The organism is Fibrobacter sp. UWH9, from assembly GCF_900129715.1.
GTDB lineage: Bacteria > Fibrobacterota > Fibrobacteria > Fibrobacterales > Fibrobacteraceae > Fibrobacter.
In genome coordinates this window covers 104494-126740 of the sequence record NZ_FQWP01000009.1, presented here as the reverse complement: position 1 = coordinate 126740, position 22247 = coordinate 104494, and the positions used below count along the sequence as shown (strand labels likewise).

The following is a 22247-nucleotide window of genomic DNA, read 5'->3' as shown; positions in this document are numbered from 1 at the left end:
ATGTTCATGTCTCAACTCAGTGAAAAGAAAAGACAAGATGAATACAATACCCGCCTTGCCAGCGCAGTACTTAAAGCGGAAGCTGCTGCAAAAGAAGCAGCAAAGGAAGCGGCAAAAGAAGCAGCAAAGGAAGCTGCAAAAAAGGCTGCAAAAGAGGCTACTAAGAACAGAAATGTTGAACTCGCAGTGGCTATGCTGAAAGACGGAATGGACTTTGCTATGGTTGTCCGTTACTCTTGCCTTTCTTCCAAGGAAGTTCTTAAGCTGAAAGCATCCCTAGAGAAGGGTTAAAGCAGGACAACAAGCGCTAACTATATAATAAAAGCTGATGGTTCAAAAACCACCAGCCTTTTTCAGAGTGTCATCCTGAACGCAGCCGTAGGCGGAGTTGAAGGATCTAGATGTCAAAATCACTGCATTTCTTTCTGCAGTTCAAGAACTTCTGCTTCGGAGAGGCCTGTTGCTGTAGAAATGTCCTTAACGGACATTTTCATTCCGAGAAGTCTACGTGCGGTTGCCCTGTTGGCTTTATCGTTCCCTTCCGCAAGTCCCTTCTTGTAGCGAATGTTCAGTTCCTGTTCGAGAGTCATATAAGCCTTCTTTGCGACGGGGGTATGTTCCTATTACGCCTAATATAAACCGCGTCTCCTCACGCAGTCAAGGGTCGCAATTTAGGCCTTCGTTTGCAAAAAAAAACGGGTAAATAGTGCAAATTGACTCGTTTATCCCCAGAAAAACTTTGTTGAAATAAATTTGTAAGCTGATTTGTCGGCTAAAAACAATCTTTGTATGACAAGATAAACTATTTTTACCCCCGTTTGTTAGTGTAATGGAAGTTAGTCTGTGAAACGCAGATTAACTTTTCGTTTTTAGAGATATGATTGAATTATGTGGAAGAAAATAAAGAAATTATTTAGTGCATTTAAGTTCCCGACGAGTTTGGTTTCAGGAGCGCGGAACCCGATGTGTTGCTGAAGAAGGACAATCCTGTTTATTGTGGCAAGAAGCAACCCGATGACATAGTGTCCGTAGAAGTTCAGCACAAGGGTAGCGAAATCTTCAGCGACCGCTTGATGCTGTACGTGGCAAGGCATGTCGGCCGCATGGTGCCTGTGGGTAAGATGAAACCCCTGGACAACCTGAACATGATCTGCTTCCTGCTCTTCGATACCTATCCGTGGAAAATGAGCCATGATTATCGCCATACGATCCAGATGCGGACTCAGAACAACATCGTTTACTTTGCCAAGCTCCTATCTTCAAGGCCTTGCATGAGAACGCAAAAATGTGTAACTTTAACAGCGAATATTTGCTGAAGGAGTCCATGCATATGACTGACATTGTCTACGAAAAGTACGTTGCTGCCCTTGAAGGTCGTGAAGAAGGACTCAAAAAGGGACTTGCAGAACCTTAAGGTACAGGCGGAGATGTCTGCTAATTAGGACATTTCATATATGTTTTTGAGAATGGCCTGGGCGATGCCCGGCCTTTTCTCGTTTTTGGCTTTTTTGTTCGTTTTTTGTATAGACGTTTGCTCTCTAAAATGCTACCTTTTGCTTGCATTTTATGTGTGGGTATAATGGATAAAAGCAGAAGTCTCTTGATTATTGGGGCGGGACAATTTGGAATGGTTGCTAAGGAAGCTGCCTTGGCAATGTCCTGTTTCGACAAGGTAGACTTCGTAGATGATGCTAGTCCTTTAGCAATTGGTAAAGTTGCAGACCTCGAAACATTGGCGGCAGACTATTCCCTGGCTTTCATCGCCATCGGCAATCCCGAAATCCGTGCCACCCTGGCCGAAAAGATCCAGGCCGCAGGGTTAACCCCCGCAACCCTTATCCACCCCAGAGCCTACGTAAGCCCCAGTGCCACACTGGCCCAAGGCTGTATCGTGGAACCCATGGCCGTGGTGAATGCCGCCGCTCAGGTCGGCAAGTTCTCCTTTATCTGCGCCGGGGCCATCGTGAACCATAATGCTCAGTTGGGGGAGTTCTGCCACATTGATTGCGGTGCTTTGGTAAAGGCCCGCGAAGTTATCCCGCCCAAGACAAAAATTGAACGCTAAAAAGGTTTGAGTGAATGTACAAGCATTTTTTTAAGAGATTGATCGACATCGTGCTTTCGGGCATCGGCATCGTGGTACTTGCGATTCCCATGCTCCTCATTGCTTTGGCTATTAAGCTAGATAGCAAGGGGCCCGTACTCTTTAAGCAGAAACGTGTCGGCCTCCACAAAAAGCACTTCAATATCCTCAAGTTCCGTACCATGCGTACCGACACCCCAAAGGATGCCCCCACCCACGAACTGAGTGACCCTAAGAAGTGGATTACCAAGGTGGGTGGATTTTTGCGCAAGACTAGCCTTGATGAACTGCCCCAGATGTTCAACATCTTTGGCGGAACCATGAGCATTATCGGCCCACGCCCGGCACTTTGGAACCAGTACGACCTGATCGAAGAGCGTGACAAGTACGGAGCAAATGATGTTCCTGTTGGACTTACCGGCTGGGCTCAGATCAATGGCCGCGATGAACTGGAAATCCCTGTGAAGGCTGCCCTGGATGGGGAATATGTGAAGCGTCAGAGTTTCCTTTTTGACTGCAAGTGCTTCTTTGGCACCATCACCAGCGTTCTTAAGAGCGATGGCGTGGTAGAAGGCGGCACTGGCGAAATGCATAAGCAGGAGAACAAATGATCAACATCCTCATCACCGGCGCTAACAGCTACATCGGCACCAGTTTTGCCAACTACCTTGCAGAACCTCAGTTTGCTGGAATGTACCAGGTAGAAACCTTGGACATGATAGGCGAGGGTTGGAAGTCTCATGACTTTAGCAAGTACGATGTGGTGTATCACGTGGCAGGCATTGCCCACAGCGATAACGGAGCCATTAGCGAAGAACGTGCTAAACTTTATTACGCCGTAAATACGGACCTGACCGTTGCCTGTGCCACCAAGGCCAAGGAAGCTGGCGTAAAGCTGTTCATCTTTATGAGCAGCGCCATTGTGTATGGCGATAGCGCTCCCATTGGCAAACAGAAGATGATCGACAAGGATACTCCGGTGAACCCTGCCAACTGCTATGGCGATAGCAAGGTCCAGGCCGAAAATGGAATCCGCCCCTTGGATTGCGAAACTTTTAAGGTGGTGATTCTTCGTCCGCCTATGATCTTTGGCAAGAACAGCAAGGGAAATTATCCCCTTCTTAGCAAGCTGGCCCGCAAGCTCCCGGTGTTCCCGAAAGTCGACAATTGCCGTAGTATGCTTTACATTGGCAATCTGGTGGAATTCGTTCGACTTATGATCGAAAATCAGGAACAGGGTACGTTCTGGCCTCAAAATCCCCAGTACAGCAACACCAGCGACGTAATCGCAAAGATCGCCAAGGCCCACGGCAAGCGTTGCGTGCTGATTCCTGGATTTGGCTGGGCCCTAAAGCTCATGAGCCATGCCACCGGCCTAGTGAACAAGGCTTTCGGTAACCTAGCCTACGACCAGGAAATGAGCAAGTACAAGGTGGACTACCAGAAGTACAGCTTGGTAGAAGCCATACAGAAGACAGAAGAATAAAAAGAACCTATATTGAGATAATGCAAGAATTTGTAGTTCAAAATTTTGGTCCCATCGTAAATGCCGATAAGGCTTCCTTGAACATTGACAAGGTGACTGTTTTCTGTGGTAAGCAGGGGGCTGGAAAAAGTTCCATTACCAAGCTTATTTCTGTTTTTTTCTGGCTTGAAAAGTCTTTGATTCGAGGGGATGTTTCCGAAAAGGAAGCCATTGCTAAAGGTTCATTTAAGGATAAGTTCTGCTCCTATCATAACATCCAGAATTATTTCAAGAAAGATACCTATTTGCGTTTTAAAGGTTCAAAGCTTGTATTTGAATATGAGAATGAAGAACTCAAGGTGACTGATCAGAAAAAAGTCAAAAATTTTGCGCGTCCTCAGGTAATGTACATTCCTTCGGAACGTAATTTGATGACCGCCATCGAAGACGCCGATAAAATTCGAAACTTGCCCAGTTCTTTGTCGACCTTGCTTAGCGAGTATTATAGAGCGCTGAAAAGTGCGCAAAGACCCATTGGCTTGCCCATTGACGGTTATAAGGTTTCTTATGATGATTCAACTAAGACGGCATGGCTTAGTGATAAGAACTTTAAGATTCGAATGACCGAAGCTGCAAGCGGCTTTCAGTCTATGGTCCCGATGCTGGCTGTTTCCCGTTATTTGCTTAATAAGATCAAGTCTGGCAAGAAGGGACTTCAGCTTGGGGTCGCAAGCGAAATGGAACGCAGTACCATATTGGATAAGGCCGCAAAAATTCTGAACGACAGGACTCTGTCTGAAGAGGATCGGAACAGCCGCATTACCCAGTTGCTGTCTAATTCTTTCAATAGCCGTTTGGTGAACATTGTTGAGGAGCCAGAGCAGAATCTATATCCGGATTCTCAACGCGACGTGCTATTTGAACTCCTTAAGATAAATTATGAAGGGGCCTATAATCAGCTTGTGTTTACAACGCATAGTCCCTATATGCTCAATTATCTCAGCCTCGCCGTAAAAGCCGGAATACTTAAGGAAAAATTGCAGCGCAAGCCTAATCGTGGTGATTTGCTTGCAAAATTGGACCCTGTCGTGCCTCGTAGTAGTGCGGTGAACCCCAAGGGACTGAACATCTACGAAATTACACCTGAAGGTGAAATTAGGAAACTGGGCGATTACGATGGCATTCCCAGTGACGGAAATTTCCTGAATTCTGCACTCAGCCAGACAAACGAATTGTTTGACGCTCTTCTGGATATTGAAGATGAGGTAGGGGTGTAATGAATTTCTTTGCCGCTAAATACGATAGAGAACCAGCTCGCACAGATGCCCAGTTTGGAATAGTGGATAGGGAAGGCGAACCCTTTGCTAGATCAACCATGGATTCTAAAGATGAACCCTGGGATGTGAATGTGAAAAATTTGTCGTCTCAACCGCTACATTTCATTCCTGTTGATAAGAATATCGTTGTAAAGCGAAAAGGCGACATGGTCAGCATGTGCGATGGACTTCTGCATAAAGTCGACAACTCTTATTTGGCATTTATTGAAATAAATAATAGGAAGCGAAGTGATTTTACCCATGCAAAGGAACAACTTGCATCTACGATAGAAGTGTTTAAGGCAAACCATGCTGTAGATGGTTTTGCAAAACGGCTTGCTATTATTGCCGATCATAGACGTCCTTGTTTTCAGGTGTCGCATAAAGTGGAAATGAATGAATTTCGCTCAAAAAACGGCTTTAGGCTCTTATATCAAAGTTCGGTTGATGTTAAGTAATGCCTATGAATCCCTTTCAGAAGACGGAGATGTAGTCTAGTCGGAATTTATTGTTTATATTGTAGCGGAAACTATGGATTCATTACAGATAAAAAATTTTGGAGCAATTAAGGCGGCTTCTTTAAAGTTAAAGAAGGTTAATGTACTTATTGGCCCGCAGAGTTCTGGCAAAAGTACCATACTGAAAGTTGCTTCTTTTTGTAAATGGATTGAAAAGAAAATCCAGCTATCGCAGGATCCCGATGAATGGCTTGCGCCTCAGGTAATAAAGGATCAGCTGCTAACTTTCCATAAGTTGGAAGGCTATGTGAATGGTGCTGCCGAAATCGTGTATAAGTCCAAAACGCTGCAATTTTCCATAACGATTGAAGAACTTGGCGAGATTAAGACTTCCTTTGCTTGGAACAAGGCTAGGCATTGGGATTATCTACGTACAAAAATTTCGTACATCCCTGCAGAACGAAACATTGTTGCTTCCATCCCCAACTGGATGGATATCAATTTTGGCAGATTCAATAATATTCTGGATTACATGGCCGAATGGGAGTCTGCTCGCTGGAGTTATTCAATAAAAAAATTGGATATTCTTGGACTGGGCGTCTTGTATTACTACGACGCCTTGCAGAAAAAAGATAAAATTGTGGTTGGGAAAAAGACTCTGGATTTTGTAAACGCCTCCAGTGGTCTTCAGTCTTTAGTACCTCAGTACGCCCTCCTTTCTCACCTGTTTGACGGATTACTATACGAAAACCTAAGCGTAAGCCGCATGCAGTCCAACGAGTTTATCAAGGGCGTTATTGCCGCCGAGCCGTCCATAAAGAATAAAGAAGACGTAACGGATCGTTATGTGACCAGCTGTGGTATAAATGTGTTCTTGGAAGAGCCTGAACAGAATCTGTTCCCTAAGGCCCAATATGAACTGGTTAAGTGGTTGGCTTGTGAACTGGATGGCAACCCGAACAACACCCTTTTTATGAGTACCCACAGCCCGTACATTCTGTCTTCAATCAACAACTTGCTTCAGGCCGAAGAAACCTCGGGGCAGGGGACTGAGGCCAAGAACAAGGTCATAAAGATTATGGGGCAGTCTGATTTTGTTGCGTTTGACGATCTTAGTGTATACGCCATAGAAAAGGGTAGGGTTAAGAGTCTTCTAGACGAAGAATGCAAGCTTATAGATCAGACAGCCCTTGATGCGGTGTCTTTGGAAATATCCCAAGAATTTTCGAGGTTGCTTGATATATGAAATCTTGGCTGAAATCCCTGCCCGCGAAGGACGTTGCCAAGGTAACCGAAAGCAACATAAAGTTCGAAGAAAATAAAAGTAAGATTGTTTTTGAAAATAAGGGTAACAAAACTTGCTACAAGATAAATGTAGATGGAGGTGTTGTTACAGACAACGAGCTACGTTGTGATAAAATGCTGGTAGACGAGGCTCTGGCTGCATTTTATTATGTTGAACTTAAGGGTGAAAATATCGAACATGCCATAAGGCAATTGGAAGCTTCGTTAAAACGCCCTGCCTTGACACCAGTTTGTGCAAAGAGCAAGACATCTATTGCTGTAGGCAAGAACCATTTTCCAAAGACTTCGACCCTTATCCAGCGAAATGTAAAGCTTTTTAAGAAAGCCTATGGTGCAACTCTGGAAGTTCTTTCTACTCCGGCAAGAAAGTCTATATAACTCTGCGAGTTAATAAGGTTTATGACAAGCAGCCAGAAGAAAGTAAAGCAGCATATTACTGCCAAGATGACGATGATGCTCATGGAACGCCATGGCATGGTTTTTGTCGATGCTCTCAAATTCCTGCTGCAGTCTTCCATGTACAAGAGCTTGTCGAAAAATACGTACTTGCTTGAACAGGGCGACCTTTTCTTGTATGAACAGCTTGAAAAGGAGATGTAGGGGATGATTATGATTTCTAGCGAATCAAAAATTTTGCATGATGAATTTGAACAGGAAAAAAATGCCAAGGCTCATAGCAAATACCGCATTCTGATTCTAGGCTTCGACTGGGCCTTAAAGTTTGTGAACCATGCAACAGGCCTGGTGAACAAAATCTTTGGCAACCTGGCCTATGATCAGGAAATGAGCAAGTACAAGGTGGACTACCAGAAGTATAGCCTGGAAGAAGCTATACAGAAGACGGAATGCTAAACTTTTAATTTTATCAGGTTTTGTAGAGTGATTAGTGGAGAATCTAAGATATTAAGCGCATCTTTGGAACAGGGAAAAGTCTCTGTTATTATGCCTGCGTACAATTGTGAAAGGTTTATTGAGGCTACGCTTCAGTCCTTGTTATTGCAAACCTACAAAAATTGGGAATTACTTGCAGTTGACGATTGTTCTTCTGATAAAACCGCAGAAATTCTAGAACGTTATGCCTGCTTGGATGATAGAATAAAGTTTATAAAGAATGAGAAAAATCTGCATGCAGCAATGTCTAGAAATAAAGCCATTGAATGTGCGAAAGGCCAGTATATAGCATTCTTAGATAGTGATGATCTTTGGAAATCCGATAAGCTAGAAAAGCAAATCGCATTTATGCGCGAACAAGGTTTCTGTTTTTCCTGTACCGCATATGATAAGATAGATGAAAATGGAAAGTCTTTAAATAGAGTTGTTCCTGCACCCATAATGCTTAATTATTGGGGCCTTTTGAAACATTGTCCAGGTAATTTGACTGTGATGTATGATGCTTCTGTGCTTGGAAAACACCTTATCCTTGACATTCATAATAGAGAAGATTATGTTATGTGGCTTTTTATTATAAAAAAAGCAAAAGCAATCATGGGGATGGATGAGGTTTTGGGGAGTCATCGAGTTCGACGTTCTTCAGCTTCGTCTAAGAAATCAATACTGGTTCATTACCATTGGGTGATTTATCGTCAGATAGAAAAATTGTCTATTCTTAAGAGTTCCTATTTGATTGCATATTGGATTGGAAAAGGCTTGGTGAGTAAGGTTTTGTCTAAGTTGAAATAAAAGATTGTTTAATAATTAGGTTTGGAACTACTATGGCGTTGTCTTTTGAAATTCTTTGCGCAACAATGCATCAGAAGGACTTTTCTAAAATAAAGTCTATGAATATTCATTCAAATGTTGTTTTTGCGAATCAGTCGGATGAAAATTCATATCAAGAAATGAACTTTGAGGGCTGTGTTGCTAAAATGATAACAACGACAACTCGTGGTGTTGGCTTGAATCGTAATTTTGCGTTACTAGCATCATCAAAGGATGTTATACTTTTTGCTGATGATGATACATTTTTTTATGATGGCTTAGAAGAAAATGTTGTTGCTGCTTTTGCTAAACTTCCCAAAGCAGATGTGATTATCTTTGGAATGGATTATTCTCAGAATGGTCAAGTTTGTGAATCTATAAAAGTGCCGACGGGTAAGTTGCCTTTTTATAAATCATTAAAATTTGGAACGGCATTTCTTGCTATTAGACGATCTGCTTATTTAAAAGCGAATTTGATTTTTTCTCAGTTGTTTGGTGGTGGATGCGTTTATTTACATGGGGAAGATTCTGATTTCATTATAAATTGTTATAGGAAAGGACTTAGAATATATACATATGATTATGTATTGGGAGTGACTTCTAAAGATTCTTCTACATGGTTTTCGGGATATGGGGAAAAGTATTTTTTTGATACCGGAGCGTTAGCAAAGTTCGCTTTTGGGAAATTGGCAAAACCTTATATGTTGTACATGACATTCCGAGTGCGAAAAGAAACGGAAGTTAATTCAATAAAAAGGATGAGATTGTTGTGCGCAGGTCATAAAAGTTATGATAATTTGGTTTCATTTGATGAATATAAACGCAAAGTAAGCGCTAATCATTGGTGATTTGGTTGACTGATGATTGATTTTTTGAAAAAAAATTCTGCTAGCTGTTATTTTTTGTTATGCATGCTAGTCTTTATGTTTTGTTCTTTTTCTGGTAATGAACTGAATACTTATATTGACTTTCCTCATGTTGAATTGGGTGTTCTTCCTATAAACATCATTTTTTTCATTACTTTCGTTTTTTGTTCGGGAATATTTTTTAAACAAACGAAATTAGACTTTATTGTTTTTTTACTTTTCGCTCGTCTTTTACTACATCTAATTCCTATTTACTACGTGGGGGTTAGCTCTCATTTTTCCGTAAACTTTTTGACTAGTATTTTGTGTCTTTTAGTTTATATCATTGTGTTGAATTGTAATGGAAATTTTAAAAATTATATATGTACGATCAATTTTGTATTTGTAATTCTTTGTGTCCAAATTATACTAGAATTTGTGATGGGCGAAACATCCTATTTTGGAAATGTGTATTTTTACAAACATGACATGACTTTACCAGTTGGGGCGAGTAATGCCTTGGCTTCAAAAGTTGTGCCGATGTTCGCTTTACTATTTGTGAATTTTAAGTCGAAGGCTGTTAAACTTTTATATGCTCTTCTTGCGTTGGTTGTTGTTTGCCTAACAAAGTCAAGAGGAGGCATTCTTGATTTGATGTTGGTGATAATTGTTATTCTTGCATGGCAAGGCTATTTCTCTATAAAAAGTATTTTTAAATTTATTATTTCAACTTGCTTGATTGGATTTATTGCTGCTTATGGAATCCTTTTTTCCGAATGGGGTTCATTTGTTTTTTCTGACTCAGATGAGACTGTAGTGGGGAGATATGCTTTGTTTATGCAGGGGTTGACTTTGTTTTCAGAACATCCATTTTTTGGGAATGGTTTCTATTATTTTGATTTTGCTCAAAATCCGCATAATTGGGTGTTGGATGTCTTAATGAGAAGCGGTCTTGCAGGATTTTTTTTGGTTAGTGTTATTTTATGTTGTATATGGCGAAACATTAAAAATTTCCTGAATGATCCGGTTGTTCGCGGTTGTTTAATCGCTGTCTTGTGTATGTTGTGGCAAGGGCTGGTTGAAATAGTTCTTTTTACACACATTCATGATTTTTTGATGTGGAGTATTTTAGGTTTGATGATGTCAAGAGTTGATTATTTGAAAAATTGTGGAATGGAGTATGTTTGATATTCTTGTCTTAAATTATAATGATAGTAGTACAACTATCAATTTTGTTAAATCTGTAAAAGAATATGCATGTGTTGAACATATTCTAATTGTTGATAATAAGTCTACAGATGATTCATTTCATAGATTGACCTCATTTAAGCTTGGTAAAATAGATGTTGTTCAATGTGAAAAAAATGGCGGATATGGTGCAGGAAATAATTTTGGAATTCGTTATTTAAGAGAAAATTATAAATCAGATTACATCCTTTTATGTAATCCAGATGTGTTGATTGATGAACAAACTTGTAACGAAATGGAAATTTTTTTGCGAAACTATAGTGATTATGCGATTGTAGCTCCTTTTATGTTAGATTCTTCAAAGAAAAAGATGTACAACACTGCGTTTCGAATTCCATCTGTGTATGAATATGTTATGTCATTAGAAATGATATTCTCGAAATTTTTCAAACCATTTTATTATTCAAAAATGGAACTTGATAATGTGACGTGCAAAGATGTAGGTGCTGTATCTGGGTCTCTTTTTATGATGAATGTGGCTCATATGCTGCAATATGGTATGTACGATGAACGTATTTTTCTGTATTGTGAAGAAATGGTCCTTGGACTTAAATTAAAAAAAGCGGGACTGAAAACAGCTCTGCTTCCTAATTTAAGTTTTGTTCATAATCATTCTGTTTCCATAAGCAAAAGCTTTAAAACCTTATTGTCTAGACATAGATTGTTTATGTCGAGCAAGTTATTTGTTGTTAAGGAATATTTTAAAGCAGATAAACTCGTTTTATTTATCGCTCACATACTTTCTTGGATTTCATTGTTAGAGGTAAGATTGATTTCGAGCATGAGAGGCGTTAAATGACTTGCTTATCAGATGTATTTGAGAATGAAAGATGTTGTGGATGCGGTTCTTGTGTTAATTCTTGCCCTGTTAAGGCGATCTCCTTTGGAAAGGACGCCTTTGGTTTTGTTATACCAATAATTGACGAAAAAAAATGCAAATCATGCGGACTTTGTGTTCGAAATTGTCCTTATAACACAAATAATTTTGAAAAAAAAGATTCCGAAACATTTAAACCAATTGCATTTGCTGGAGTAAATAAAGATTTAGATGTTGTTGCGGGTAGTTCTTCTGGAGGAATTTTTTATTCTCTTGCAAAAGCTGTTTTAGAAGATGGGGGCGTGGTTTTTGGAGCCTGTATGGACGACCATTTTGTGGTTCGACATGTGGCGATTGATTCTATCAAAAACCTGTATTTAATCCAACGATCGAAGTATATACAGAGTTTTATGGGAAATGTTTATTCTCAGGTGAAAGAAACTTTGTTAAAGAATAAACGGGTCTTGTTTTCTGGAACGCCTTGCCAGGCAGCAGGGCTAAAATCTTTTTTGCATTTTAAAGACTATGAAAATCTTTTGATTGTAGAAGTTGTGTGTCATGGTACTCCAAATCAAGATTTATTTGATGATTATAGATCTTATTTGGAGTCTTGTTTTGGAAAGCTAAAGAGTTATACTTTTCGTTATAAAGAAAAAAAAGAAAATGGAATGAAGTGGTTTTCTTCTTTTGAAACATCGCAAAAGAGGTTTATTTTTAATTGGCCTGAAGATAGTTACAACTATTATTATATGCAAAGCTTAACGTATAGAGAAAGTTGTTATGAATGTAAGTTTGCAAAAAAAGAACGTAACGCGGACTTAACTTTGTGCGACTATTGGCGTTGGGAAGGTCTTCATAAAGAGGATTTTTCTAAAAAAGATTCTGTATCAGGAATTGTTGTAAATACAATCAAAGGAAAACGGGCAATTAAAGAAATTTCCTCAAATCTAAAGTTGGTGGAAAGTAGTTTTGAGTACTTGTCTTCGCACAATTCCTGCTTGATTGAACCATGCGGAAAAAAGACTGATCGCATATACATTTTAAATAAATGGAAAAATGAGGGATATGCTGCTCTTGATGCAGAATTTAAACGGAAGTATAAAAAGCAAATTTTAAAATACCGTCTAATGCGATACATTCCAGATGCAATCTTTTCTTTTTTGTATAGGTTAAAAAATGGACGTTAAGATTATAACTATACATGCAATGCATAACCCAGGCTCTGTTTTTCAGGCCTTTGCTCTACAAAAGTATTTGTCTGCGGAACATGAAGTGAAAATTATTGATTATCGTCCTCTCTACTTTTATAGCGAAGGTTCTAAATTAAAGCTATTCATAAAGAAACTTTTGTGGGGGCGGACATATCGTTCTCGAAATAAAAAATTCATTAGTTTTGTTGAACGCTATATGAATCTTACGGCTAGATATGAAACATTTGATGCTTTGAATTCTGCTGCGCTCACTGCGGATGTCTTTTTGACAGGAAGTGATCAATTGTGGAATACAGATTTTCCGTGTGGAAATGACGAAGCGTTTTACTTGTCCTTCGCAAAATGTGGAAAAAAAATTTCGTATTCAACATCCGTTGGAAAGAAACTTATAGACGAGAATAATTTGACAATTTTAAAGAGGTATCTTCCGTCTTTTAAAGCCATATCTGTGAGAGAGAAATCTACCTCGGAACAATTAAAAGATGCTGTAGGTAAGGATGTTGCTTGGGTTTGTGATCCGGTTCTTCTGTTGCCAATGTCATCTTATGCTCGCTTTCTGTCAAAGGAAAATCCTATTGGGAAAAAGTATGCAGTAGTGTACCTTTTAGGAGCCTCTGAAAAATTGAATCAAGTTGTTGCTCATTACAAGTCCAATGGTTTATATATAGTACTAGCAGGTGGTTTCACTAGACGTTGTGAATGTGATCGTCACATTAAAGATGTCGGTCCAGAGGATTTTTTAAACTTAATTTATCATGCGGAAGTAGTTATTTCGTCCTCATTCCATGCAACAGCATTTTGCCATATTTTCCATAAGGACTTTATTACTTTTTTACCAAAGACAAATGGAGAACGTATTGAAAGCCTCCTGCAGGAATCTTCTTTAGAAAATAGATCTATTTCTGCAGCCGATGATTTTGATATAGATCAAATTGAACAACCTATCAATTGGTCTCTCGTTGACAATAGGCTAGAATGCTATATTAAACGTTCCAAAGATTTCTTGGAAAAAGAATTGTAATATGCCAGAAAAAGATTTCAATTCAAAACAAATAAAAAAGAACGTGCTACTGTCTTTGTCTGTGCAGTTAGTTTCATTTTTTGTAAGTTTGATTTTGAATCTTATTTTGCCGAAGTTTATCTGTGAGTCTGAATATTCCTATTGGCAAACTTTTTTGCTGTATGTAAGTTATGTCCCCTTGTTGCATTTTGGTTTTTTAGATGGGCTAATGCTACGTTACTCGCAATATGATTATGATTCTTTAGATAAGTCTCTTATTCGATCACAATTCAAAATATTCCTTAGCTTTGAACTTTTTTTTGCTGCTGTAACTACGGGAACAGGTTTGTTCATTCCTAATGAAACGACCAAAGTGATTTTGTTCTTTATTGCGTTTGCAATTGTTTCCACAAACGTTTTTACTTATACTTCTTATTTTTTTCAGCTTACCAATCGTATCAGCAAGTATGCCGTTTTGGTTTTAATTCAAAGGCTTTTGCTGGGTGTTGGTGTTTTAAGCCTTATTATTGCTGGAAAACAATATTTTTGGGAAATTTGTATAGTGTATTTATTTGCAGATGCTGTCGCAATTTTATGGGGCTCAATTGGAAACAAAGGCTTGTATTGGGGACAATCAGTTTCTGTGAAAGAGGGGTTTAGAGAATTGTGGAAAAATGTTTCCGCAGGAGTAATGCTGTTGATTGCGAATCTTTCGGCAATGTTGCTTGTCGGGGGGGCGAAAATGTTTGTTCAATGGCGATATGATGCTTTGACTTTTGGAAAGGTCGCCTTCTCATTTAATGTTTCAAATCTTTTTTTGACATTTGTTACTGCGGCTAGTGTTGCGCTTTTTCCCTCATTGAAACGCATAAATCAAGAAAATTTGCCGGATGTTTACATGAAAATTCGTAAATCTGTAACGCCTTGGCTTTTTGTTGCCTTGTTGACTTATTTTCCTGGTTGCTTTATTTTAGAAGCTTGGTTGCCGAACTACGCATCTAGTTTGTTGTATCTTGGAGTTTTACTTCCGATTATTGTTTTTGCTTCCCGAGTTAGTCTTCTCACAAATAACTACTTGAAGGCGTATCGAAAAGAGAAAACTATGCTTCGTATTAATCTTTTGTCAGTTTGTGCCGCCTTTGTCATGTTTTATATATCAACATATATTTTGGATTCAATCCTATTTGTTTTGTTGAGTTTGGTTCTTGTTATTATGGTTAGATCAATCATTTCAGAAATTGTAGTAATGCGGTTGATAAAAAAGAAAAACTATGAATCTTTTGTCGTAGAAGTCTTGTTGACTGTTGCTTTTATCTTGGTTACAATGAAGTTTAATGGGCTTTTATGATTTGTAAGCCTTTCCTTATTAATAGGCCGAAAACAAAAGACGTTACCAAACTAAATGTGGTGTAAATAATCCAGAAAAAAGAGTTGTCAATAGAGATGATAGGAAATTCGCCTAATAGGAATGTTGGCTCATCATATAGTTTTATTTTCAAAAAAGAGATTGGTTTGAACATCAAAAAATGGAAAACGAGTATATAAAGTGAGTAATCTCCTAGTTGTGCTGTTATTTTAAAAAAAATGTTTTTTCCCATTTTTAGCGAATGGCACATATTGAAAAGAATGATGAATCCTAAAGAGCCCGAAAAAGGAATAATTAAACAATTTAGGAAATCTTGATTCATAGACAAACTTTTAAATTGACTTATGATTGTAAGGATTAATAAATAAATTGAAATTTTAAATTTGCTTAGAATTATATTTTGCTGCTTTAAAATGTGCCCTATTGAGATGAATAATAGAGCGTAAATAGCTTGGTGTAGTGTTTCTCCACTTGCTGTAATCAATTCTTTGGAAATAAGAAATGTCCTTAGAAGAATGATGATTATACAGGTTAAAGGAATAAAAAATACATTTTTGATTTTAGATTGAATCAATATAAATAAGATTGATCCACAAAAGAGAGCTTTTAGAAACCAGAATGCTCCTAAAAAGGATTCTGAATTTATTAACAAGAATGATTTTGAGATGCGAATAAGTGTTTCTTTGATTGTGTAAATGTGATTAACTGTGCCGTATGATGAAAAAGAATCATTTATCAAATTGAAGTGATAGAATACATTGTGAAGAAGAATAAACACTATACTCCATATAACAAAAGGAACGTATAAGGAAAAAATTCGTCTTTGGATAAATTTGTTTTTTTCTTGAAAATACGTTTCTTTAAAAAGGTAGCCACTAATGATAAAGAACAGAGGCATATGGAAAGAATAGATGAAATTGCGGATGAAGTCTGGACATCCGCTATGCCCTGTAACAACAAGTGTTATTCCAATTCCTTTTAAAATGCTAAAAAGAGGTTTTTTGACAGATTTTATATGATCTATTTCTTTTTTCATGTATAGAAATATAAAAAGATTGAATAATTGTATGAAATGTACAAAGGTTGGTGAGAAGCGCATATAAGTGTCTGTAAGCTTCCCCATAATTGTAAGTCAAGGTTTCCCTGACTCCCTCCGGCATCAATGAGACCGCAAAACGTACCCGTAGGGTCCTGGACGACTCCTTCAAGGCGAAAGTCGCCCTGGCCGCCCTACGCGAGGACAAGACTCTTAACGAGCTCTCCTCCGATTTCGGAGTTCACCCCCAGATGATCAGCCAGTGGAAGCAGGAACTCATAAAGAACGCATCCCTTGTTTTTAGCGACCCGAAGAAGGAACTGCAAAAATAGAGAAGCTGGAACGCGATATCGAGGAGGCCAACACTCTCATAGGCGAAAAAGAACGTGACATTGCCTTTTTTAAAAAACTTGCAAAAAACTGGGACTGATGTAAGGAAGGAGATGGTAGTGCGCAAGGACCCAGAACTCACGATTACCAGGCAGTGCGAATTGTTTGGAATCGGCCGTAGCACTGCAAGCTACGTCCCACGAGTCTCCGGGAGAAAACTAGACATCATGACGTACATGGATGAAATCTACACGGACGATCCCTCGTCTGGACAGCGCAAGATAAAGGCCGCGTTGGAGGAATGCGTACGACGGGAATCCATGCGATCTACCAGGAGCCGCACCTTACCGTACCCGATATTCAGCATAAGAAATACCCCTATCTGCTGCGGGGCGTTAAGGCAACCCATGCATGCAAACCAGGTCTGGAGTACCGACATCACCTACCCGGTATGCCGGTTTCCATTACTCCGGTTTCACGGTGTACTTTGCTCCGGTATATTCACTTAGCTCAGGGGGACGTGGGGGGGGGCGCATCCACGTTTAGCTATTGTCAATGAATGAATTCATTTCAGCACATTTTCTAATGTTGTCAAGCCATTTGTAGATGTCCTTGGCGGAATAGGTTGGTAGGCCATCTTCATTACGTTTCTTTTCAAGAGCGCAGGCAAGCAGGGTGTATTCCTTTTCTAGTGAAGTGGCGAATACCCCCTGGTCATCAGTGTTTATAGATACGTTTATTTGGTATGATGTTGAATTTGGAACAAGATCCCTGTTGTAGAATCTTAGTACAGGGTGTTTTGAATATCGATCGAGATCTGTGATTCTCAGATTCGATGTCGGGTTTGTTTCTATTGCGATTTTCTTTTTTGCGATTTCTTCTCGCATTTTTTCTTGAATGCTAGCAATAATGTCTATATCACTATTTTCGAGAGCTTGTTCCGTAATTTGATTGCCTTTATTTCGGACTTGGGGGTCATAGTGATATTTCCAATAGATTTCTAGGGCCGCTTCATTTTGCCTTGCAATGTTTGTAGCTGGATCAGCGTTATTTCTAATGTGTTTTTTCCAGATATATTCATTAGATGTCATGTTTGGGGAGGGCTTGTCTCCTCGCAGCAACCATGCGTCATAGTAGTCGTCGATAGAATCGCTGATTTTTTTATTATATATGGCCAGGTATTGTTCCCTGAAAATGTTTTTGAGCCGTAATTTAATCCCTCCTTTGTCGGGAATAGAATAGTGATCCATTTTTTTGATTAGCCATACAGCATTGTCGAGTAAGTCTTGCCTGGGAATCACGATTCTAAAGTTTCGCGTTTTATAATAGCCATAAGGTGTTATTCCTAAAGCTACCGCATGACCTAAACGGTCTCCATTACCGAAATTCAAGAAGGTTATGCATTCATCAATTGCTCGAAGACCGTCAACAATAGAGTAGTAGTCTTCTCCTACATGAAAAGTGCGCCCTAGTTGCAGATCCCTTTTTGGGTATAGGTAGTCTAAAGTTGTTCGGCGAGGAATCTGCTTTAGCCATCTAAATATGGGGGCGAATACTTCGGGGCGGCAGCCAAATTCGGAACTAGCGGCATCGATTCCAATGATTGGATATTTTTCGGCAGAGATGCCCCCCTTAACTGATCTGTTATTTGTCCTGATCAACCAGGCTAAGGATGTTGCCTGCTTGGCTATTTTTTCTCTAAGATTCTGGTTTCGACAATAAATGGTGCAGTCTTTGGAACTTGATTTGGTTGTTTTATTGTCTGGCCGTTTGATAAAGTGAAGAATGTAGCCTGCCTTGACTTTGCTTTCAAGAAGGTTTGGCTGGTTTAAACGGAATACCTCGCTATTAATGATTTCTCCGAATTCCTTGATAGCCTGGGCTTGGTTTTGATGACAATTTTTAGGAGAAATCCTCATTTCTAAATTTGTTATTGGCTGATTACAGGCTGTACAGTGGATTGCCATGAAGGTAAACAGCTTTTCGTAAATGGATCTTTCTGGGATGAAAGTGAATTTTCTGCGTTCAATTTCAGAAAAATGTGAAAATCCCTTTATGCCGTCGTTTTGCAGAAGGAATCGGCTGAACTTATTTTTTGCTAATAGGTAAACATGGAAAGGTAAAAAGATTTTTGACGCGCTTTCGGACTCACTATAAATCCTCTTGAAAAGTTCAAACAAGAGCTTTCGTTCTCCGATTAAGGGCACGTTGTAATATCTTTTGATGTCTTGCGATGTGATTGGATTGCGCAAGGCGTAATCAACGTACTCGCCTTTATAGTTAAACGCATCGAACTTTGCTGCACTAATCCCAGCACAAAGTTCCCTAGATGACATGTTGATGGATGCTTTGTCGCTTTTTAAAATTTGATATAATTTTCTTCGATCTTTGTCTGTATCTTGATTTTGAATAACTTTGAAAAGGTAGAGTCGAGAAGCACGGGCTTTTTCTACAATACCATACATTTCGTTTGATATGTCAAAAAGAGACTGACGGATTTTCGCTTCTTCGGCAGTGGCGTTCATTAACGCCAACCAATTTAAATAGAAGCATAGGGATGAACCGTACAGGTGAAAGTGCAGTTCGCTGAGCCCTTGGTTTAATACTGTAGACAGTTCTGTATTGTCTGAAGTAATGTGAGGCTTCCATGCAAATGAATCAATCTTTTGGTTGTGCCGTGCAGCTTTGTTTGCTAAAAATGCTGTTGTGAATAAATCTTCGCCGACGATAGATGATATATCGTTCCAACTTAGATAATCATTGTATTTGCAAACAGGTTCATCTTTTTGCCAAAGCAAAAAGTTTTCGGCAGCGACCAAAGGAATGTTAAAAATATGGACGTTGTTGGACTCGTTAGATTTTAACCAATAGTCCTTGGCCATGGTGTGAACCGCCGATATGACGTCGGTCCCGTACATGGAATTGTGCTTCAAAAAATTGTCTTGAAAACAGCTTTCTTCGAGACCTTTATAGAAAGGCCTGATTGAATTATGTTTATCAATTTTTGATTCTGATTCAACTACGGAATTGATGTCAAGATCAACGAAATATGTTTGGAGGACTGCGTCTATATTGGTCATTTAGAGATCCAAATAATTTTTTTTGTAGAATGCAATGAATTTATCTACAAGATTTTGGATTTCGGAGTTGCGCCATGGATTTTCTCTTGCAGGAATATTTCTTGTTATCCATTGTGACATTTTTTGATTATAGAATTCCTTAGACTTCAAGACTTCACGGAATGTGGCTCTAATTTCTTCTGTATGGTAATTTTTTGCTAAGCTGAATTCTTTAAAAATGTCTTCGGATACTTCATATGACGGGGGGTAAATGATTTTTTTATCGTCGTCATCAAGGCTATATTCGTTATAGCTAGCCTTTGAATATTGTATGGCGAAAAGCTTGTCGAAAGTTTTGTTGTCGGCTTCGTTTAGTACATTTTGGAATTCTTTGACGAAGTTGTATTCGATAGCGTGCCAATCTCCATTGTTTGTTTCAAGATAATTGCGAATGTTGTATTGATTGACATTGTTAAAGAATTTAATTATGACTTCTCGATCAGAGCCCTGGTATTTACTTTCGGGGGTGTAGGCAATGGAATTCAGAAAGTCATTTAATACTTCCATATTCCGGATTGAAACAAAGGATTCTATTCCGTTTGTCCTTTTTTCTATACAAGTTTTCTTAATTCTGTTGTATAGGGAATCGCATTCTTTTTTTGTTGCGATTGTATATAAATTTTCGTCAATTCGCTTGTAGCACTCTTCGATATGATTCAGGTTAAAAAAGAAGGCTAATACATCAAAACAAACGTAGTCAACGTTGCTAGTTGAGGTTTGCCATATGATTTCTTGAACCTTACGATATTCGTTGTCGTTTTGATATTTTTTGTAGAAACGTCTAGAAATCATCAATGCGAAAAACTCAATTAGGCGAAGTTCTTTTATTGAATCGTTATTATTGATTGATTCAGATTCTATTTTGTCTTCTATAGTCTTGAATTCGTTTTGAATTGTTTTCAATGAAATGACTCGCCAGTCTCGTCTTAGCTTATAGCTTCCCTTTGTTTGGGGGAGAAGCTGGTAATCAAAGGTGTCGAAATAGTCTCCAGCAGACAAGATGTCGTAATCTGAAATATTGTTCAGTAATGAATTTTGCCGAATATTTTCTTCAATTTGGGGTGTTGTTGTTTTTAGATCCTGTTCTGTTTTTAGGTCGTATAAATCATATAGTCGCATAGAGTAGAATGTTTCTATGGCGAATAAAAAGGCCTTGTCTTGCTGGAATACAATCTTCTGCTTTATATACTGTATGACTTTGTTTATGTCGCCAAGAGAAATATTGTAGGATGTGTTGAATTCATTGCAAATAAAATCTATTGTCTTCGTTGAACCCTTAGGATTGCCCCTACCATCCTCTAGGTATTTATTGTGAAGATGTCTGACCACCGTTTTGTTGATTGTTGCGATGTCTGCTATGTTGAATAAGTTTGTAATGAAATTGCTGTCGGTAACGGTGAGTGTACTTCTTGCCCAGGATGTTGTGAAGTAATGAGAAAAACGTTGCTGGTTTTCCTTGAATTCTACGATGTTGTCTTTGGATTCTTCCTTATCCTTCATTTGTATGAGCAATGACAGAAGTTGGTTGAATTCACGAAGGGTTCTGGGTACAATAAGGCTTGTTGTTCCCTTTGTATGGTAAAATAGATAACGGGTCTTGTTAAAAATGAGCTTTGTGACAGCGTATCTTGCGTGATATCCAGAGTTTTTTTCGTCTTTTATCCAATTGGAACCTAAGAAACTTTTGCTTTCTGGGATTTGTTTAGAATATGGTAAATATACATCTAAAACGTTATCGAATAAATTCTCGAAGGAGGGAAGTTCGAATCTGTGATTTTCGGGTATGAGCTTGATAAGGTATTTGTTTGCCATGTCGGCAATAGTGTCACTGCTCATGTTGTTTGATTCGAGGAGTAGTTTGTATTCTTTGTAGAATTCCTTTTCAACCACTTTATCTAATTGAGTGATTTTTAAAGCCATCAATATAACGACATTACTATGGTTTAGATATTTGCGGATCTGTTCAACCATTTCGTAGCCACATGAAGAATGAAGATCTATGTCGTCGATAGGGAGTACAAGAATGTTTTTCTGTTTGATGTTTAGGTAGGCGCTTATCAATTTGTTGATTGAGCTTTCTAAATTGACCGATGCGCTAAGATCTATCAGTTTTTCAACGTTGTCGCTTTCTGAAAGGCAATTCCCGTCGGAATACTTTCTTTGGTTCATGTAAGAAATCGTATTTTTTACAATTTCAAATTTTTCTAGAATATCCTGCTTTTGGGACAGCGTTGTTTTATTTTCGTTACCGCTTTCGACATCTTTTTTGAAATCTGAAAATATTTGGCCCAAAAATACATCTAGAATGTTTGTGTTCTTGTCAAAAAAGGATGGGTCTATTGATGGAAGAACCGCGAATTTTTGTTTGGCAAAAACCTCGTTTTCGTAGATGAGATCATTTTCATTTTTATTAAGCATATGAGTGATTGAGTACATACAGGATGTTTTACCTGCACCTCTTTCGCCTATGAATGCAAAAATGTTGTTTTTGGGCTTTTGACCAAAATTGTTCCCAGAATTATTTGTTATGGCGATGTAGTCTTGCAGTTCCTGGAAAAACGACTCGTAAATCGTGCTAAAGACGGAATCCTTACTTTCGTCTCTATTTTCCACGTATATATTTGATTCTGCTTTGTAGTAGTACTTGATTGTCCCGTTATGTTTAGTATTTGACATAATCGCCCCTTTTTTTGTTTTTACGCGCTAAATATAATTTTGTATGAAAGATTTTTGTTTTGTGTAAGATATTTGAAGTAAAATTTGTTTTATTTAGTCGTGGTGTCGTCCTTTTTTTTTCAAGACAAAAGGCTTTTTATTTACAAAATTGTGGTGGGAAGGTTGAATCCTTCGCTTTGCTCAGGATGACGTGGTGGGGTGCAGGTGGATGACGTTTGTGGTATGATGTGCCAAAAGATGCAAAATGAATGTATATTGACGTTGAGTAGGGAAA

Annotated in this window: 21 protein-coding genes and 1 pseudogene; 18 read left to right on the top strand and 4 right to left on the bottom strand. The window is 38.7% G+C overall.

Annotated features, from left to right (window positions below; all coding sequences use genetic code 11):
- Positions 1 to 291: pseudogene (locus BUB94_RS09610) on the top strand (hypothetical protein); the annotation flags it as partial.
- A gap of 119 nt (positions 292 to 410) precedes the next feature.
- Here the strand turns inward: BUB94_RS09610 and BUB94_RS09605 are convergent.
- Positions 411 to 590, bottom strand: a complete 180-nt coding sequence (locus tag BUB94_RS09605) for a hypothetical protein (RefSeq protein WP_073236491.1) — start codon at positions 588 to 590, stop codon at positions 411 to 413.
- 375 nt (positions 591 to 965) lie between these two features.
- Between BUB94_RS09605 and BUB94_RS16465 the strand changes: the two genes are divergently transcribed.
- From BUB94_RS16465 to BUB94_RS09520, 17 genes are all read left to right on the top strand, one after another.
- Positions 966 to 1316 (top strand): hypothetical protein, encoded by a 351-nt coding sequence (locus tag BUB94_RS16465; protein WP_139260185.1) that lies wholly within the window; start codon positions 966 to 968, stop codon positions 1314 to 1316.
- A gap of 263 nt (positions 1317 to 1579) precedes the next feature.
- Positions 1580 to 2065, top strand: coding sequence for a PglD-related sugar-binding protein (locus BUB94_RS09595; protein WP_073236484.1), 486 nt, complete (start codon positions 1580 to 1582; stop codon positions 2063 to 2065).
- 14 nt (positions 2066 to 2079) lie between these two features.
- A complete protein-coding gene (locus BUB94_RS09590; protein ID WP_073236480.1) occupies positions 2080 to 2694 on the top strand; it encodes a sugar transferase in 615 nt (204 codons plus the stop codon).
- A complete protein-coding gene (locus tag BUB94_RS09585) occupies positions 2691 to 3569 on the top strand; it encodes an NAD-dependent epimerase/dehydratase family protein (RefSeq protein WP_073236477.1) in 879 nt (292 codons plus the stop codon). Before BUB94_RS09590 ends, BUB94_RS09585 begins: the two co-directional genes overlap by 4 nt.
- 20 nt (positions 3570 to 3589) lie before the next feature.
- A complete protein-coding gene (locus BUB94_RS09580; protein WP_073236472.1) occupies positions 3590 to 4825 on the top strand; it encodes an AAA family ATPase in 1236 nt (411 codons plus the stop codon).
- Positions 4825 to 5322 (top strand): hypothetical protein, encoded by a 498-nt coding sequence (locus BUB94_RS09575; protein WP_073236469.1) that lies wholly within the window; start codon positions 4825 to 4827, stop codon positions 5320 to 5322. The genes BUB94_RS09580 and BUB94_RS09575 overlap by 1 nt, the downstream gene beginning before the upstream one ends.
- A 73-nt stretch (positions 5323 to 5395) precedes the next feature.
- On the top strand, positions 5396 to 6568 hold the full coding sequence (locus BUB94_RS09570) for an AAA family ATPase (protein ID WP_073236466.1): 1173 nt from the start codon (positions 5396 to 5398) through the stop codon (positions 6566 to 6568).
- Positions 6565 to 7005, top strand: a complete 441-nt coding sequence (locus BUB94_RS09565; RefSeq protein WP_073236463.1) for a hypothetical protein — start codon at positions 6565 to 6567, stop codon at positions 7003 to 7005. The genes BUB94_RS09570 and BUB94_RS09565 overlap by 4 nt, the downstream gene beginning before the upstream one ends.
- A 21-nt stretch (positions 7006 to 7026) precedes the next feature.
- Positions 7027 to 7227: a hypothetical protein gene (locus BUB94_RS09560; protein ID WP_073236460.1), complete on the top strand. Its 201-nt coding sequence runs from the start codon at positions 7027 to 7029 to the stop codon at positions 7225 to 7227.
- A 9-nt stretch (positions 7228 to 7236) separates the two neighbouring features.
- Entirely contained in the window at positions 7237 to 7479 is a 243-nt protein-coding gene (locus tag BUB94_RS09555) for a hypothetical protein (protein ID WP_175549716.1), read from the top strand.
- 63 nt (positions 7480 to 7542) lie between these two features.
- Positions 7543 to 8307: a glycosyltransferase family 2 protein gene (locus BUB94_RS09550; protein WP_217653122.1), complete on the top strand. Its 765-nt coding sequence runs from the start codon at positions 7543 to 7545 to the stop codon at positions 8305 to 8307.
- A gap of 65 nt (positions 8308 to 8372) precedes the next feature.
- Entirely contained in the window at positions 8373 to 9173 is an 801-nt protein-coding gene (locus BUB94_RS09545; protein WP_175549715.1) for a glycosyltransferase family A protein, read from the top strand.
- A gap of 438 nt (positions 9174 to 9611) precedes the next feature.
- Entirely contained in the window at positions 9612 to 10358 is a 747-nt protein-coding gene (locus tag BUB94_RS16815; protein ID WP_175549714.1) for an O-antigen ligase family protein, read from the top strand.
- Positions 10351 to 11217 (top strand): glycosyltransferase family 2 protein, encoded by an 867-nt coding sequence (locus tag BUB94_RS09535; RefSeq protein WP_073236445.1) that lies wholly within the window; start codon positions 10351 to 10353, stop codon positions 11215 to 11217. Before BUB94_RS16815 ends, BUB94_RS09535 begins: the two co-directional genes overlap by 8 nt.
- Positions 11214 to 12422, top strand: coding sequence for a Coenzyme F420 hydrogenase/dehydrogenase, beta subunit C-terminal domain (locus tag BUB94_RS09530; protein WP_073236442.1), 1209 nt, complete (start codon positions 11214 to 11216; stop codon positions 12420 to 12422). The genes BUB94_RS09535 and BUB94_RS09530 overlap by 4 nt, the downstream gene beginning before the upstream one ends.
- A complete protein-coding gene (locus BUB94_RS09525) occupies positions 12412 to 13467 on the top strand; it encodes a polysaccharide pyruvyl transferase family protein (RefSeq protein ID WP_073236439.1) in 1056 nt (351 codons plus the stop codon). Before BUB94_RS09530 ends, BUB94_RS09525 begins: the two co-directional genes overlap by 11 nt.
- A gap of 1 nt (position 13468) precedes the next feature.
- A complete protein-coding gene (locus BUB94_RS09520; protein ID WP_073236436.1) occupies positions 13469 to 14794 on the top strand; it encodes a lipopolysaccharide biosynthesis protein in 1326 nt (441 codons plus the stop codon).
- On the opposite strand, the gene BUB94_RS09515 is transcribed toward BUB94_RS09520, so the two are convergent.
- From BUB94_RS09515 to BUB94_RS09500, 3 genes are all read right to left on the bottom strand, one after another.
- Positions 14778 to 15848 (bottom strand): acyltransferase family protein, encoded by a 1071-nt coding sequence (locus tag BUB94_RS09515; RefSeq protein WP_175549713.1) that lies wholly within the window; start codon positions 15846 to 15848, stop codon positions 14778 to 14780. The two genes, BUB94_RS09520 and BUB94_RS09515, sit on opposite strands and share 17 nt — an antisense overlap.
- An 872-nt stretch (positions 15849 to 16720) precedes the next feature.
- Positions 16721 to 18997, bottom strand: a complete 2277-nt coding sequence (locus BUB94_RS09505) for a hypothetical protein (protein ID WP_175549712.1) — start codon at positions 18995 to 18997, stop codon at positions 16721 to 16723.
- 261 nt (positions 18998 to 19258) lie between these two features.
- Complete coding sequence (locus tag BUB94_RS09500; protein WP_073236424.1) at positions 19259 to 21973, bottom strand: hypothetical protein; 2715 nt, start codon at positions 21971 to 21973, stop codon at positions 19259 to 19261.
- Positions 21974 to 22247 lie beyond the last annotated feature (274 nt).

Excerpts from the sequence above, each read along its gene's own strand:
- BUB94_RS09525 (WP_073236439.1), top strand. The coding sequence starts at position 12,412 with ATGGACGTTAAGATTATAACTATACATGCAATGCATAACCCAGGCTCT.
- BUB94_RS09560 (WP_073236460.1), top strand. The coding sequence starts at position 7,027 with ATGACAAGCAGCCAGAAGAAAGTAAAGCAGCATATTACTGCCAAGATG.
- BUB94_RS09570 (WP_073236466.1), top strand. The coding sequence starts at position 5,396 with ATGGATTCATTACAGATAAAAAATTTTGGAGCAATTAAGGCGGCTTCT.
- BUB94_RS09545 (WP_175549715.1), top strand. The coding sequence starts at position 8,373 with ATGCATCAGAAGGACTTTTCTAAAATAAAGTCTATGAATATTCATTCA.
- BUB94_RS09605 (WP_073236491.1), bottom strand. The coding sequence starts at position 590 with ATGACTCTCGAACAGGAACTGAACATTCGCTACAAGAAGGGACTTGCG.
- BUB94_RS09585 (WP_073236477.1), top strand. The coding sequence starts at position 2,691 with ATGATCAACATCCTCATCACCGGCGCTAACAGCTACATCGGCACCAGT.
- BUB94_RS16815 (WP_175549714.1), top strand. The coding sequence starts at position 9,612 with ATGGGCGAAACATCCTATTTTGGAAATGTGTATTTTTACAAACATGAC.
- BUB94_RS09565 (WP_073236463.1), top strand. The coding sequence starts at position 6,565 with ATGAAATCTTGGCTGAAATCCCTGCCCGCGAAGGACGTTGCCAAGGTA.
- BUB94_RS09580 (WP_073236472.1), top strand. The coding sequence starts at position 3,590 with ATGCAAGAATTTGTAGTTCAAAATTTTGGTCCCATCGTAAATGCCGAT.
- BUB94_RS09530 (WP_073236442.1), top strand. The coding sequence starts at position 11,214 with ATGACTTGCTTATCAGATGTATTTGAGAATGAAAGATGTTGTGGATGC.
- BUB94_RS09520 (WP_073236436.1), top strand. The coding sequence starts at position 13,469 with ATGCCAGAAAAAGATTTCAATTCAAAACAAATAAAAAAGAACGTGCTA.
- BUB94_RS09595 (WP_073236484.1), top strand. The coding sequence starts at position 1,580 with ATGGATAAAAGCAGAAGTCTCTTGATTATTGGGGCGGGACAATTTGGA.
- BUB94_RS09500 (WP_073236424.1), bottom strand. The coding sequence starts at position 21,973 with ATGTCAAATACTAAACATAACGGGACAATCAAGTACTACTACAAAGCA.
- BUB94_RS09590 (WP_073236480.1), top strand. The coding sequence starts at position 2,080 with ATGTACAAGCATTTTTTTAAGAGATTGATCGACATCGTGCTTTCGGGC.
- BUB94_RS09515 (WP_175549713.1), bottom strand. The coding sequence starts at position 15,848 with ATGAAAAAAGAAATAGATCATATAAAATCTGTCAAAAAACCTCTTTTT.
- BUB94_RS09535 (WP_073236445.1), top strand. The coding sequence starts at position 10,351 with ATGTTTGATATTCTTGTCTTAAATTATAATGATAGTAGTACAACTATC.
- BUB94_RS09575 (WP_073236469.1), top strand. The coding sequence starts at position 4,825 with ATGAATTTCTTTGCCGCTAAATACGATAGAGAACCAGCTCGCACAGAT.
- BUB94_RS09555 (WP_175549716.1), top strand. The coding sequence starts at position 7,237 with ATGATTTCTAGCGAATCAAAAATTTTGCATGATGAATTTGAACAGGAA.